This window comes from Streptomyces sp. NPDC051286 (assembly GCF_044455345.1).
Taxonomy (GTDB): Bacteria; Actinomycetota; Actinomycetes; order Streptomycetales; family Streptomycetaceae; genus Streptomyces.
On sequence record NZ_JBITER010000014.1, the window covers coordinates 145,876 to 160,176 of the forward strand.

Annotated in this window: 12 protein-coding genes and 1 pseudogene; 6 read left to right on the forward strand and 7 right to left on the reverse strand. The window is 70.5% G+C overall.

What is annotated here, in order from left to right; translation table 11 throughout:
• Positions 1–66: 66 nt before the first annotated feature.
• Positions 67–1,500 carry an FGGY family carbohydrate kinase gene (locus ACIBB8_RS16975; protein ID WP_398952770.1) on the reverse strand — a complete coding sequence of 478 codons (1,434 nt, stop codon included), beginning with the start codon at positions 1,498–1,500 and terminating at the stop codon, positions 67–69.
• Between the two features lie 386 nt (positions 1,501–1,886).
• Here ACIBB8_RS16975 and ACIBB8_RS16980 point away from each other — a divergent pair, with 386 nt between their 5' ends.
• The 5 genes and pseudogenes from ACIBB8_RS16980 to ACIBB8_RS17000 all read left to right on the forward strand — a co-directional run bounded on the left by ACIBB8_RS16980 (position 1,887) and on the right by ACIBB8_RS17000 (position 7,342).
• Complete coding sequence (locus ACIBB8_RS16980) at positions 1,887–2,894, forward strand: hypothetical protein (protein WP_398952772.1); 1,008 nt, start codon at positions 1,887–1,889, stop codon at positions 2,892–2,894.
• Positions 2,895–2,985: 91 nt separating this feature from the next.
• On the forward strand, positions 2,986–4,515 hold the full coding sequence (locus tag ACIBB8_RS16985) for an amino acid permease (protein ID WP_398952774.1): 1,530 nt from the start codon (positions 2,986–2,988) through the stop codon (positions 4,513–4,515).
• Positions 4,516–4,668: 153 nt separating this feature from the next.
• Positions 4,669–4,917: pseudogene (locus ACIBB8_RS16990) on the forward strand (substrate-binding domain-containing protein); the annotation flags it as partial.
• A gap of 321 nt (positions 4,918–5,238) precedes the next feature.
• Positions 5,239–5,376 carry a hypothetical protein gene (locus tag ACIBB8_RS16995; RefSeq protein ID WP_398952776.1) on the forward strand — a complete coding sequence of 46 codons (138 nt, stop codon included), beginning with the start codon at positions 5,239–5,241 and terminating at the stop codon, positions 5,374–5,376.
• Between the two features lie 79 nt (positions 5,377–5,455).
• Entirely contained in the window at positions 5,456–7,342 is a 1,887-nt protein-coding gene (locus ACIBB8_RS17000; protein WP_398952778.1) for a DUF2264 domain-containing protein, read from the forward strand.
• A gap of 361 nt (positions 7,343–7,703) precedes the next feature.
• On the opposite strand, the gene ACIBB8_RS17005 is transcribed toward ACIBB8_RS17000, so the two are convergent.
• The 5 genes from ACIBB8_RS17005 to ACIBB8_RS17025 all read right to left on the reverse strand — a co-directional run bounded on the left by ACIBB8_RS17005 (position 7,704) and on the right by ACIBB8_RS17025 (position 12,357).
• Entirely contained in the window at positions 7,704–8,336 is a 633-nt protein-coding gene (locus tag ACIBB8_RS17005) for a lactate utilization protein C (RefSeq protein ID WP_398952780.1), read from the reverse strand.
• Positions 8,333–9,871, reverse strand: coding sequence for a LutB/LldF family L-lactate oxidation iron-sulfur protein (locus ACIBB8_RS17010; RefSeq protein WP_398952782.1), 1,539 nt, complete (start codon positions 9,869–9,871; stop codon positions 8,333–8,335). Before ACIBB8_RS17010 ends, ACIBB8_RS17005 begins: the two co-directional genes overlap by 4 nt.
• Positions 9,868–10,635, reverse strand: a complete 768-nt coding sequence (locus ACIBB8_RS17015; protein ID WP_398952784.1) for a (Fe-S)-binding protein — start codon at positions 10,633–10,635, stop codon at positions 9,868–9,870. The genes ACIBB8_RS17010 and ACIBB8_RS17015 overlap by 4 nt, the downstream gene beginning before the upstream one ends.
• A gap of 137 nt (positions 10,636–10,772) precedes the next feature.
• On the reverse strand, positions 10,773–11,498 hold the full coding sequence (locus tag ACIBB8_RS17020; protein ID WP_398952786.1) for a FadR/GntR family transcriptional regulator: 726 nt from the start codon (positions 11,496–11,498) through the stop codon (positions 10,773–10,775).
• Positions 11,455–12,357 carry an MFS transporter gene (locus tag ACIBB8_RS17025; protein ID WP_398952788.1) on the reverse strand — a complete coding sequence of 301 codons (903 nt, stop codon included), beginning with the start codon at positions 12,355–12,357 and terminating at the stop codon, positions 11,455–11,457. The genes ACIBB8_RS17020 and ACIBB8_RS17025 overlap by 44 nt, the downstream gene beginning before the upstream one ends.
• 73 nt (positions 12,358–12,430) lie before the next feature.
• Between ACIBB8_RS17025 and ACIBB8_RS17030 the strand changes: the two genes are divergently transcribed.
• Positions 12,431–13,228 carry a helix-turn-helix domain-containing protein gene (locus ACIBB8_RS17030; RefSeq protein ID WP_398952790.1) on the forward strand — a complete coding sequence of 266 codons (798 nt, stop codon included), beginning with the start codon at positions 12,431–12,433 and terminating at the stop codon, positions 13,226–13,228.
• Between the two features lie 4 nt (positions 13,229–13,232).
• Here ACIBB8_RS17030 and ACIBB8_RS17035 read toward each other — a convergent pair whose 3' ends face one another.
• Complete coding sequence (locus ACIBB8_RS17035) at positions 13,233–14,276, reverse strand: S66 peptidase family protein (RefSeq protein WP_398952792.1); 1,044 nt, start codon at positions 14,274–14,276, stop codon at positions 13,233–13,235.
• Positions 14,277–14,301 lie beyond the last annotated feature (25 nt).

The window sequence follows — 14,301 nt, forward strand, 5'->3', positions numbered from 1 at the left end:
GGTGACGTCGTACGCCGCCGTCGGGCAGGCTGTGGACCAGGTCTCCGGCCGTGGTGACCGGCGGTGTCATGCGCGGTCCAGCAGGGTCTCCACTGCGGTGCGGAATCGGGCGAGGCGTTCGGCGGCCTCGTCCGCACCGATCCTGGGTTCGTACGCGGCGGCCGGCTCCCACGCGGGTACGGCCTGCTGGAGCGACAGCTTGGGGTCGACGCCGAGGCGGGCGACGGCCCCGGCCCCGAGTGCGGTGACGTCCGGCAGCGCGGACACCTCGACCGGCCGTTGCAGCAGGTCGGCCTGGGTCTGCATGAGGAGCGCGGAGCGGGTCAGGCCGCCGTCCACACGGAGCGAGGTCAGCGGTTCGCCGAGATCGGTGGCGACGGCGTCGGCGAGTTCGACGACCTGGGCGGCGATGCCCTCGCACAGGGCGCGTACCAGGTGGCCGGAGGTGGTGTCCAGTCCGAGTCCTGTCACCGAGCCGCGCAGATCGCTGCGCCACCACGGTGCGGCGAGTCCGGCGAGCGCCGGTACGAAGGTGACACCGCCGGAGTCGGGGACGCCCGCGCCGACGGGGTCGAGCTCAGCGGCACCGGAGATCACTCCGAGGTCGGTGAGCCAGCGGACGGCGGACGCGGCGGTGTAGACCTGCCCGTCGAGGCAGTAGCTGGCACGGCCGCCGAGCCGCCAGGCGACACAGCTGACCAGTCCGGTGGAGCCGCGGCGGGGCGTGGGCCCGGTCTGGGCGAGCAGGAAGGCGCCGGTGCCGTAGGTGCATTTGGCGGTGCCGGCCTGCAGGGCGCCCTGGGCGAGCAGGGCGGCCTGTTGGTCGACGAGCAGTCCGGTCAGGGGGAGTTCGCCGCCGAACACTGTCGTCGTACCGACCGGGCCGGCGGCGTCGACGACAGTGGGGAGCTGTTCGCCGGAGAGGCCGAAAATGTCCAGAGCCGCGGGTGACCAGCCGACTCGGTCCAGGTCGAGCAGCTGGGTACGGCCGGCGGTCGCGGCATCCGTGACGAACGCCCCGGTCAGCCGGTGGACCAGCCAGGAGTCGCTGGTGGTGACGACACCCTCGCGGGTCAACTCACGGCGGATCCAGGCCATCTTCGGGGCGGCGAAGTACGGGTCAAGCGGAAGCCCGGTGAGTTGTCTCAACTCGTCGTCATGTCCGGCGAGTTCGCTGCAGACCGCTTCGGCCCGGCGGTCCTGCCAGACGATTGCGTCGGTGAGCGGCTTGCCGGTTGCCGGGTCCCAGGCGAGCACGGTCTCGCCCTGGTTCGCGAGCCCGACGGCGACCACCGATTCACCTGCCTCGCGCACCGCCTGCCGGCCGGCTTCGACGACTGATCCGAACAGCTCGGCGGGGTCGGCCTCGACCACTCCCCCGGGCCCGTATCGAGGCCGCACCGGGGCCGCACCGGAACCGATCACACCGCGTTCCGGGCAGACCACCAGCGCCTTGGTGCCGGACGTGCCCTGGTCCACGGCGAGCACCGGGCCTGTCATCGACACTCCTGCTGTGCGGAAGTTCTGCGGCTTGAACGGAATCGTGATCAACGGTTTCTCACGCACAGACTGGTGCAGACCACCGCGGACGTCAAGCGCCTGCATTCCACACCTTGCGGAATGGCCAAATGATGGTCAACATCCTTCCATCTCAAAAGACTTGAGTAAGATCCGCGAATCGGCCGAGAGATCGACGAAGCGCGCTCTACACTCACCGCCGAGCAACAACCGGACGACGCTTCCCGCAGTTCATCTTTCAACAGCCGCTTCACCCCGTCCTTGAGGATTGATGAGACCAACACCATCCCGCGTGCGCCGACATCGCACGTCCCGGGCCATCGGCTTATGCCCGGATACACTGCCGTGCACGGGGGCGGGGCGATTCCATGGCGACCAGTGATTTCCGGCCGGTCTATCACCCGGCCGGGCACGACAACGAATTACGTGCGGCGTTACAGGACCTGCGCACCGGCCGCTGGGTATCCATGCGGAATCTGCTGGAAAGCACCCAGGACTGGACGCTGTGGACCCAGCGCACCCAGGTGCTCGGCGCCGTCGCCGCAGGCTCCGACGCGGTGCAGGCCTGGCGGGCCGAGGAACCCCGGAGTGCCGCGGTTGCCGTGATGCACGCACGGGTCGTGGTGGAGCGTGCCATGCGCGCCCACCGCGAGGGGCATCGCCGGGCACAGGAGTTGTGGCGGGAGGCCTGGGATGCCTGTAGGTCGGCCGCCCACACCACCCCCGCCGACCCGGTGCCCTGGGTGTGTCTGCTGGCCCTGTCCCAGTTGGACGAGCGGCAGGAACTGCAGGAGCACCGGTTGCATCCACCAGGGCCCATGCTCTTTCCCGGCCCGTGGGGGCTGCTGGCGGAGGCCGACCGGCGCGATCCCTGCAACCGCGAGGCCTACCACCGGATGCTCCAGTTCGTGTACGCGCGACAGGCCGGCGGAACCCTCTCCGAGGCGGTCAACTTCGCACAGTGGGCGGTATCTTCGGCGCCTGAAGGATCCGCGCTCCACGCTCTTCCGCTGTACGTGCGGGTCGAGCGCTACCGCCGTGAGCACGGTCACGAGAAGGCGCTGGATCTCCACTGGGTCACCGAGGACGCCGAGCGGGACGCTACACGGGCCCTCCGCCTCTGGTTCCACCGAACGGATCCGGCCAGGCACTCCCTGCTCGACGTCAACCATCTCGCCCACGCCCTGTGGGGTGCCCTGCAATTCGCCGACGCGGCACCGGTGTTCCGGGCACTCGGCCCGTACTACACCACGCTTCCCTGGGCCTGTCGCGCCCCCGACCCCCGCGACCCTTCGGGCGCCGAGGACGTGTATCTCCGCGCCCGGACCCGCTGTCTCGCCGCGGCACCCGCACCGGGCCGGGGGCCGCACGACTGACCCCGGCACGTTCTCTCCCCGACCACAAACCGTCCCCGACCCCCTTTCCTTCCCCTTCCCCTTCCCCTTCCCCTTCACGGAGGCCTCCCTCATGTCCATATCCACCTCGACCCAGCCGGGAGCGCAGGCCGCTCCCCAGAAGGACGAGGAGCAGCGGCTGCGCGAACTCGGCTACCAGCCGGTGCTGGCCCGTCGCATGGGCGGCTTCGGCAACTTCGCCATCAGCTTCTCCGTCATCTCGATCCTGTCCGGCTGCATGACCCTGTACGGCTTCGGCATGTCGGCCGGCGGCCCGTCGGTGATGCTGTGGGGATGGGCCGGTGTCGGCCTGTTCGTCCTCTGCGTCGGCATGGCCCTCGCCGAGGTCACCAGCGCGTACCCCACGTCCGGGGCGCTGTATTACATGGCCGACCGGCTCGGCGGCCGCAAGTGGGGCTGGTACACGGGCTGGTTGAACCTGCTCGGCCTGCTCGGTGCGATCGCGGGTATCGACTATGGTGCCGCGCTGTTCACCGGCGCGCTGATGAACCTGCAGTGGGGCTTCACCCCCACCCCCGGCAAGACCATGATCATTTTCCTCTGCATCCTGCTGCTGCACGCCGTACTGAACCTCTTCGGGGTACGTCTGGTCAGCGTGCTCAACTCGATCAGCGTGTGGTGGCACCTGGCCGGCGTCGCCGTGATCGTCGCCGTGCTGGCGATCGTTCCCTCCCACCACCAGTCGCCGTCGTTCGTCTTCACCGAGTTCGTCAATGACACGGGCTGGGAGAACCCGCTCTATGTGGCGGCGATCGGCCTGCTGCTGGCGCAGTACACCTTCTGTGGCTACGACGCCTCCGCCCATCTGTCGGAGGAGACCTCGAACGCCTCGGTGTCGGCGGCCCGCGGCATCGTCCGCGCGATCTGGGTCTCCTGGATCGCCGGTTTCGTGCTGCTCGCCGGTCTGACGTTCGCGATCCAGGACTACGTGGGCACCCAGGAGAGTGCCACCGGTGTGCCTCCGGCCCAGATCCTGATCGACGCGCTCGGCACCTCGGGCGCCACCGCCATGCTGCTGATCGTGATCGCGGCCCAGCTGTTCTGCGGAAACGCCGAGGTCGCCGCCGCGAGCCGGATGGTGTTCGCGTTCAGCCGCGACAACGCGCTGCCGGGTTCGGCGCTCTGGCGCAAGGTGAGCGCCCGCACCCAGACGCCCGTCCCCGCCGTGTGGCTGTCGGTCGCCGTCGCCGGACTGCTGGCGCTGCCGTCGCTGTACTCGGCCACCGCCTACGGTGCGGTGACCGCGATCAACGTCATCGGTATCACGCCCGCCTACGCGATCCCGATCTTCCTGAAGCTGCGCGCCGGGGACCGCTTCGAGCGGGGCCCCTGGCACCTGGGCCGCTGGTCCAAGCCGATCGGCTGGATCGCCGTGGTGTGGGTGGCCATCGTGACCGTACTGTTCCTGCTCCCGCAGTCGTCGCCGGTGACCATCGACTCGATGAACTACGCGTCGGTCGCGCTCGTCGCCGTACTGGTTCTGGCCACCGTCTGGTGGTTCGTCGCGCGCCGTTCCTACAGCACGCCGTCGGCGTACGGGAACGCCCGTGAACAGGCGGAGATCGCCGCGGACATCGTCTGACACGACGGCTTCCGCGCTCCCCTCAGGTTTCGCCTCGAACCCTCCTGGACCGTCCGGTCCAGGAGGGTTTCGTCATGCCATGGGGTGCGGTCGTCGAGCAGAGCTCGCAATGATGCCGCAGGGCTGGTGGCGCGTACGCGACGGACATGATCGGTCCAAGTGCCGCGGGACTGCTCGGTGGTGCCGTACGACGACGTGGTCGCGGCCCTTGGCAGTACGTCGCTCACCGCGGTGGCGCCGCCGAAAGCGGAGATCGGGCGGGCGGCGGCCGAACTGCTGCTGCACCGGCTGACCGGGCCCGCCGGTACGACCGGACCGGTGCGCCGAACGGAGCTGCTGCCCGCGCTGACGGTGCGCGGTTCGGCCCAGGATGTCATCCCCCGTCAAGGATTGAGCGTTTGACCGCTTTCATTTTCTTCTGAGCGATCTATTGACCCAGACCGATCAATCGATCAGGATTCCCCGTGTCTTGAATCAGGAGCCGCGGGAGGCACCCATGCCGTGTCGATCCGTGCTCGGCACAATCGCGGCCCTGCCTCTGACAGGCGCGCTCAACGCCTGCAGCAGCGACGGCGCATCGCAGTCGGGCAGCACGAGCAACGCCATCAGCACCGGTGCGAAGCGCGCTGCTCCAGCGGTTCTGGAAGTCGGGGCTCACCGCGGGCTCCGTCAAGCAGCGGGCCGGCCGGATCAGGTCCGCACCACTCCCCGACCAGGAGCATGATGCCCAGCGCCATCCCTGCCGTCCCGACCACCCCCGCCGCACGCCGCACGCCACGCACCGCCGTCGCCATGAAGCCGGACGCCGCGGCCGCCGTCCTCACCCCCGGAGCCCTGGCCGCACTCGGCTGGTCGACCTGACGGTCGGCGAGATGGACCGCTGAACCGCGGGCGACGGCTTCGCCCACCTCGTACGACGCGAAAGGCTGGCATTCCCCGCATGACCTCTCCTCTTGAACTCCCCTCCGAAGAACGCGGCTTGAGCCCGCACACCGGCTACACCCGGGCGCACTGGGAGGCGGCGGCGGACGGGATGCTGCGGGCTGCCTGGCAGTGGTCCACCCCCGGCAGCGCCCTGCTCGACCTGCCGGGGCGGCCATCCGCCTCCGGGGTGCGCTCGGACGGTCTGGAGGGCTATGCCCGTACGTTCCTCGCCGCCGCGTTCCGGGTCGCGGGCGCGGACGGCAAGGACCCGCACGGCTGGCTCGACCGGTACGCGGACGGTCTCACGGCCGGTACACGGACGCCGGGCCGGGACGACCTGGAGTCCTGGCCGCTGATCCTCGACCACCATGTGCAGGGCCAGCCGATGGTCGAGTCCGCCTCGGTCGCCATCGGGCTGCGGCTGACCCGTCCCTGGCTGTGGGACCGGCTGGACGCCGGTGTGCAGGACCGCGCCGAGGAGTGGCTGCGCGGCGCGCTGCGGCACACGCCCTCGCCCAACAACTGGTACCTGTTCCCCTACTCCGTGGCCGCGTTCCTCGAGTCGGTGGGCCGCGGTGACGCCGAGACGTCGCGGGCGAAGGAACGGGCGCTGGACCTGCTGGAGGGCTGGTACCGCGGACAGGGCTGGTACTCCGACGGGGACCACCGCGCCTTCGACCACTACAACGGCTGGGCGCTGCACCTCTACCCGATGCTGGACGCGCATCTGTCGGGCGACCCGGAACTGTCCGCGCACTACGGCTCCCGGCTGCGCGAGCACCTGGACAACTACACGCTGCTGTTCGGCGGCGACGGTGCCCCGGTCCACTTCGGGCGTTCGCTGACCTACCGGTTCGCGGCCGGTTCAGCGGTCGCGCTGGGCGCCGTCACCGGGCACACCCCGCTCTCCCCCGGCGCCTCGCGGCGGGTGATCAGCGGATCGCTGCGCTACTTCCTGGACCGCGGCGCGACAGGCACGGACAGGCTGCTGAGCCTGGGCTGGCACGGCCCGCACGAGGCGACGCTGCAGCACTACTCGGGCCCCGCGTCGCCGTACTGGGCGTCCAAGGCGTTCGTCGCGCTGCTCGCCCCGGACGGCCATCCGCTGTGGACGGCGACCGAGGAGCCCGCGCCCAGCGAGGGCCCCGACCGCGTGCTGGCGCTGCCCGCCCCCGGCCTGCTGATCCAGTCCACCCGGACGGACGGCATCGTGCGGCTGCACAACCACGGCAGCGACCATGTCCGGCCGCACGAGGGCGAGTCGGGTGTCCAGGACGACCCGCTGTACAGCCGCTGGTCGTACTCCACGGTGACCGGCCCCACGTCGAGGATGAACGCTGCGGACAACCACTTGGCCGTCGTCGTCGACGGAGTACGCAGCAGCCGTCGCAGCATCCACCCGCTGGGCGCGGGAGAGGGCGACGGCTGGGGCTGGGCGGCGTCCTGGCACCGCCCTGTCTTCAGTTCCGGTCCGCCGATGGTGCCGGGGATGCGGGTGGAGAGCGTCACGGTGGTCCGCGGCCGGTACGAGCTGCGGGTGCACCGAGTGCTGGGCGCCCCGGCCGGGGCACGGGTGGAGCAGACGGGCTGGGCGACCGGCCCGGACGACTCCGTACGGTCCGGCCTGCACGGCCTGCACGGCTGGGAGACCCAGGACGAGGTACGGGCTCCGCAGGGCACGGCGTACGCCCGGTGGGCGGTGCTGCCGAGGCTGGGCGCGGACGCGGAGGGAACGGTTCTGCTGGTGTCGCTCGCGTCGCTGACGGCGGAGCCGGAGCCGACGGCACTCGCGGTGGCCGTGAGCGGGGTGAACGTGAACGGCGACACGGTCGAGGTCGGCTGGGCCGACGACGGGTCGACGACCCGTATCGGCTTCGAACCGCTGACGGTCGAGCACCGCTGAACGTGCGGTCCGGCCGGCCGGCCCCCCGCCCGGCGGGGGGCGCCGCCCCCGGGCGGGGCGGGGGCAGATAGTGGGTGAACCCCGGGGGGGGGGGGGGGGGGCCTCCCCCGCTCTTGGCCCCGCCGCGGTGCGGCCCCCCCCCCGCCCCCCCCCCCCGGCCCCGCGCCCCCCCCCCCCCCCCCCCCCCCCACGCCTCCTCGGTCCTGTCCTGTCGATCTTCGTGGATCAGCCCGGGGCGTCTGGTGCGGCGCATCGCAAGGCGGAGGATCGTCCTCGTACTGGACGTACTCGGGCGACTCCGACAACCCAGCGAGGTGCCGTGCCAGGCGTTCCGGGCCCACGAAGATCGGCAGGACAGGACCTACGCGTCGACGCGGATCACGACCACCAGCGTGCGCGGACCGTGTACCCCTTCGACCCGCTCCAGCTCGATGTCCGACGTGGCCGACGGCCCGCTGATCAGCGTCGTCGGGCGCTCCGGCACCAAACGCGCCACCGCCTCCGGCACCCCCACCTCGACGGCCGACAGATCGACGACACACACATGCAGGTCGGGGACGAGCGACAGCGCCCGCCGCCCCTGGTCGGGCGAGCCGTCGAGGAAGATCGTGCCGGTCTCGGCGCAGCCGACGGCCGACGCGGTGACCACTCCGTCCAGCGCGTCGAGCCGGGGCGCCGGAATGCCGGCGGAATCCTGCTGGACAGCACCGTCGTACGCGCAGAGCCACTGCTCGTCGAGCCCGGCGGGCACCCCGATCCTCCGCGCACCGAGCCCGTCCAGCACCTCCGCGATCACCTCGGCGGTGCGGGTGGCCGTGCAGGTGTGCACCTGCGCCTTGTAGTCGACGAGCCGGTCGGTGAAGAGTGCGAGTCGCTCGTCGTCGGGGAGCGTGCGGCCGGTCCGGTAGTCGCGCGGAATGGTGGTGTCCGGGGTGGGGGCGAGGGCCAGGGCGTCCCGGACCCGGCCGAGCACCGTGGCGCGAGCGGTCGTCACTTCTCCTCCTTCTGCTGGTTCCTGTCGTACTCGTCAGCGGCGGCCCGCATGGTCGCGGCACCCTCCTCCGACGCCAGCCACGACCGGAAGGACTGCTTCGGCGGCGCCGCGGTGTCACGGCTGTCGCTCCATCCGCTGAACGGCGGCGGCAGATGCGAGATCTTCCCGTCCCGCCCGCCGAGCACCCGGCCGAGCCCCGCAGCCTTCTGCGCGGCCGTGAACAGTTTCGGCCGCTTCATCACGCCGGCCGCCGCCTTCATGGCCAGCTTCTCCGCTGTCGTACCGGACTGTTCGGTGTGCTGGTGGCGCAGCTCGACCAGCAGTGACGGGATGTCGATCTTGACGGGGCAGGCGTCGAAACAGGCGCCGCAGAGGCTGGAGGCATACGGCAGGGAGCTGTTGGGGTCGTCCTTGGCGGCGTGCATCCCGGCGAGCTGCGGCGTGAGGACCGCGCCGATCGGTCCGGGATAGGTCGATCCGTACGCGTGACCGCCGGCCCGTTCGTACACCGGGCAGACGTTGAGACAGGCCGAGCAGCGGATGCAGTTGAGGGCCTCGCGTCCGATCCGGTCGGCCAGCGCGGCGGTCCTTCCGTTGTCGAGGAGAACCAGATGGAACTCCTGCGGTCCGTCGCCGGGGGTCACACCCGTCCACATCGAGGTGTACGGGTTCATCCGCTCCCCGGTCGATGAGCGGGGCAGCAACTGCAGGAAGACTTCGAGGTCCTGATAGCGCGGCAGCACCTTCTCGATGCCCATGACGGTGATCAGGGTGTCGGGCAGGGTCAGGCACATCCGGCCGTTGCCCTCGGACTCGACGACGGACAGCGTGCCGGTCTCGGCGATCCCGAAGTTGGCGCCCGAGACCGCCACCTTCGTCGTCATGAACTTCTCGCGCAGATAGGCGCGGGCCGCGGCGGCGAGATGGGCGGGCACGTTGTCGAGCCGCGGGTCGACGCCGGGGATCTCCTTGAGGAAGATCTGCCGGATCTCGTCGCGATTGCGGTGGATCGCGGGCACCAGGATGTGTGACGGTCGGTCGTGGGCGAGCTGCACGATGAGCTCGGCGAGGTCCGTCTCGTACGGGGTGATGCCGGCCGATTCCAGGTGTTCGTTGAGACCGATCTCCTGGGTGGCCATCGACTTGACCTTGATGACCTCCGTGGACCCGGTCGCCCGGACGAGCCGGGTGACGATCTCGTTGGCCTCGACGCCGTCGCGCGCCCAGTGAACGGTGCCGCCGCGCTCGGTGACCTTCTGCTCCAGCTGCTCCAGGAGCTCGGGGAGCCGGTTCATGGTGTCGGTCTTGATGGCCGAGCCGGCGTCGCGCAACTGCTCCCAGTCGGGAAGTTCGCCGGTGACGTTCAGGCGCTTGGCGCGGATCGTGTGGGTGGCCCTGCCCAGGTTGCGGCGCAGTTGTTCGTTGCGGAGCTCGTCGTGGGCGGCCGCCGGAAACGTGCGGTCGCCTCGCAGATTTCCGGTCCCGTACGGGGAGCGGGGCGGGGTGGCGGGCATGCCGAGGAAGGTGCTGCTCATCGGACGGCCTCCGTCAGGACGTACGGCGAGGTGCGGGTGGAGGAGAGGATCTGCGCGAGGTGCAGGGTGCGCGTGCCCGACTTGATACGGGAGAGTCCGCCGCCGATGTGCATCAGGCAGGACGAGTCCCCGGCGGTGCACACATCCGCTTCCGTGGTGCCGATGGCGCGCATCTTGTCCTGGAGCATCGCGGTCGACGTCTCCGCGTTCTTCACGGCGAAGGTACCGCCGAACCCGCAGCAGGAATCCGCCTCGGGGAGCTCGACGAGGTCGATGGAGTCGACCGCGCGCAGCAGCTTCAGCGGCTTCTCGCCGACGCGGAGCATCCGCAGGGAGTGGCAGGTGGGGTGGTAGGTGACGCGGTGCGGGAAGTACGCGCCGACCTCGGTGACGTCCAGGACGTCGACGAGGAACTCCGAAAGCTCGTACGTCTTGGCCTTGACCGTGGCGACGCCCGCGCGCAACGCCGCGTCGCCGTACCGTTCGGCCACGATCTCGTGCTGGTGGCGGACCGATCCGGCGCACGATCCCGAGGGCATGACGACGGCGTCGATGGACGGGTCGCCGAACTGCTCGGCGAAGTTCCGCACCAGGGGGACGGGCTCGCGCTGGTAGCCGGTGTTGACGTGCATCTGGCCGCAGCAGGTCTGCTCCGGCGGGAACACCACCTCATGTCCCAGCCGGGCGAGCAGGACCGCGGTGGATTTCACCGCCTCGGGGAAGAGCGTGTCTCCCAGACAGGTGGCGAAGAGTCCGATGCGCATGGAGCCTCTCCGATCGATTCTCTGGCCTTTGTATGGTCGGACCATACTAGCCTCGGTCCGGAAGGGACAGGAAGGACACGCGCGAGGGGGGCGGTGCGCCTGCGCACCGCCCCACTCGCCGCCCGACACCCTGCGGGCTATTCCTTCTCGTCCACCAGCGTGCCGTGCAGGCTGCGGATGTGCCGCTCGACCAGATCGGCCGCCTTCGCACCCTTGCCCGCGCGCACCAGCCGCAGCAGCTCGGCGTGCTGGGCGTTGAGCCCGCCCGCCATGGCCGGCCAGTCCTCGGCCGCCTCCAGCGCCCGCAGAATCAGCGGACGTACGGACTCGCGCACGGCCGAGGTGAGGGTGGAGGTCAGTTCGTTGCCGGAGCTGCGGGCGATCTGCACGTGGAACCGGGTGTCCAGGTCGTTGAACTCAAGGACTCCGACATCCGGCTCCCCCATCCGTACGAGCAGGCGCTCCGCCTCATCCAGATCCTCGGCACAGGCGTGGGTGGCCGCCGCTTCGAAGCTGGACCGTTCGAGCACGACGCGCGCCTCGAGGACGTCCTCCAGGCTGTAGCTGCCGAGGGCGAAGTGAAGCCGCAGCAACCGGCCGAGAGCGTCGTCGGGGTTGCGTACGATCCGCGCCCCCGCGTCCGGGCCGCGCCCGGGCTGGGCGACGAGCACCCCGATCGTCTCCAGCACCCGCAGCGCCTCACGCAGGGCGGATCGGCTGACTCCCAGCACCGGTGCGAGTTCACGCTCGGGCGGCAGACGGTCCCCCGCCTTGAGCTCTCCCGCGAACACCCGCTCCTCGATGCTCTGGAGCACGAGCTCATGCGTTCGGGACTGCCGTACGGGTTGCCACTCGACAGGCACCGTTCACCCCCTGCCTCGAATTTCCTCCCACTATGTCACACACGCCATGTGGTCGGACCAAAGATTCGGCGCACCGTGGCTGCCCCCGTTGTCGGCCGCCGCCCGCGAGGCCCGGACGCCCGATCGCGCTCGGCCCGAGACCGTACTCCGCCTCCAGGAGAAAGGTGAGCGCGGTCCAGAACGCGCCGAACGCGATCCCGGCCAGCGCACCGGAGACGGTGATCCGGCGGACCAGCGAATAGGTGGCGAAGAGCCCCGGCAGGGAGACAAGGCCGGCCCGGTAGCCGATGCCGCCCACGACGGGGACGTACGGCAGCCTCCTTCGCAGGACGAGCATCAGCAGCAGGGTCAGTACGCAGGAACACCCGTACACGGCCCGCCAGCCGACCATTTCAGCCAGTGCCCCCGCGTAGGCACGGGAGGCGAGCACACCGACCAGCAGCCCGCCCTGCACGACGCCGACGATCCGCCCCCGGCCGGCTGCCACACCGTCTTTGCCGGCCAACGCGGCGGCCAGCGGGGTGACGAGCTGCGGAACCGGGGAGAGCAACCCGACGGCGAAGCTCGCCACGGTCAGCGCCGCCGCACCGGTCGACAGCGCGCAGGCGGCGAGGGCGAGCGCGGATGCCGTACCGAGGCCGAGGATCAGCCGCCGCCGGTCATGGCTGTCACCGGCGGGCACGAGCAGCAGGATGCCTGCCGCGTAACCGAGCTGGGTCGCGGTGGGTACGGTCCCGAGCGCGTCGGGCGCCAGGCCGAACGAGGCGGCTGCGGCTCCCAGCAACGGCTGGTTGAGATAGACGTTCGCCGCCGTGACGGCGCTGGTGGTGGCAAGCAGGACAGTCAGTTTCCGGGTCACATGCGCCGACGCTAGGCGGACCCCGCACTGGCAGACTTTCGCCGGAGTGCCAATATCTGTCGAGAGTGCGCCAATGTACGGAAAGAGCGAGCAGCGCGACGACTACCAGGATGTCCCCAGGCCGGTTGCCGCGATGGCGCGCGATCTGCTCGACGGGCACCACATCCCGCCGCACGAACACCGGCGCGCGCAGCTGATCTACGGCACGACCGGCGCCATCACGGTCGTCACCGGTCATGGGGCCTGGGTGGTTCCCGCCACCCGCGGTGTCTGGGTCCCGGCCGGTCTCACGCATGCGATGACCTGCGCGGGCGCGGTCGCCATGCGCACCCTCTACATCGAGCCGCAGCGGAACTGGCGGCTGCCGGCCGACCCCACCGTCGTCTCGGTCTCCCCACTGCTGCGTGAACTCATCGACGAGGCGACCCGGCTCCCCGTGGCGTACGAACGCGAGGGCCGGGACGGCAAGGTCATGGACCTGCTGCTCCTGCTGCTCGCACCCCACCCCGTCCCCGCGCTGCATCTGCCGGCCTGCGCCGATCCCCAGCTGCTCGGGCTGTGCGAGGCGATCCGACAGGCGCCGGGCCGGACGTGGACGACCGCGGAGGCCGCGGCGTACACGCACATGAGCGCGCGGAGTCTGCAACGGAGGTTCACCGCGGCGACCGGTCTGAGCCTGGCCCGCTGGGTGCAACAGGCCCGGCTCGTCCATGCGGTGACACTGCTCGCCCGGAACACCCCGGTCACCGCGGTCGCCACCGGCCTCGGCTACGCGACACCCAGTGCGTTCACGGCGATGTTCCGCCGAGCGCTGGGCACGACCCCTTCGGCGTACTTCGCCGAAGGGGAAGGTGCCCACCTCAGCAGGTGAGGCCTCAGTAGGTGACGACGATGCGGCAGGCGGTCCCGTCGACCCGGATGTGTCCGCCGTACGGGATCACCACCTGCGGGTCCGTGTGGCCGAGGTCGACATCGAGGACGGCCATCGTGTCGGGGGCGTACTCGCTCAACGCGCGCAGGACCGCCTGCCGTTGCTCCGCACGGAACCGGTCCCCCTCCTCGGCGCTGAGCGGCTGTGCGAACGACCAGCACTTGGCCCGCCCCATGATCAGCGCCGGGAACTGCTGCAGGAGCCCACGCTCTCCCATGCTCCGCAGAATCCGGTAGACCTCGTCGGCAGAGGGCATCTCCTCGGACGTCTCCAGGAAGAGCACGCTGCCTGCGTAGTCGCCGACCGGCCGCATCTCGCGGTCAGCCATGAGCAGCCACGCCAGGATCTCCAGGTTGCCTCCCCAGCCGGGCCCTTCGACGACCCGGTCGGCGTTGTGCCAGGACCAGCCGTCGGCGGGTCGCATCTCGGGCTCGGAGTCGAAGGTTCGCGGGTCCTCCCAGGGGCGGTTGACGTGGTCGGTCTCCTTGGCGGGAGTCAGTTCGTAGGTGCCACGGGTGAAGAGGGCCGCTCGCAAGGAGTCGGCGGTCAGGGGGTGCAACGCGCCGGGGCGTCCGAGTTCGACCATCACCGACCCGCCGTGGTAGCCGACGATGCCCAGGTTCCTGAGGAGGGCCAGCAGGTTGGTGTTGTCGCTGTACCCGAAGAACGGCTTGGGGTTGGCGCGCAAAAGCTCGTGGTCCAGGTGTGGAAGGACGGTGATCTGGTCGTCACCGCCGATGCTGGCGATCACCGCCTTGATCTCGGGGTCGGCGAACGCCGCGTGGATATCGGCGGCCCGCTCGGCCGGGGTCGACCCCATGGTGCGCGTCGCCGGATACTCCACCACTTCGAGCTCGAACTCCTCGCGGAGTCTGCGCAGCCCCAACTCGTAGGGCAGAGGCAGGATTCCGGGCAGCCCGGCGGACGGGGAGATGACGGCGACGCGGTCGCCGGGGCGGGGCTTGTCCGGGTAGCTGGGTGTCATCATCCGGCGAGCGTAGGGCCAGCCCGTT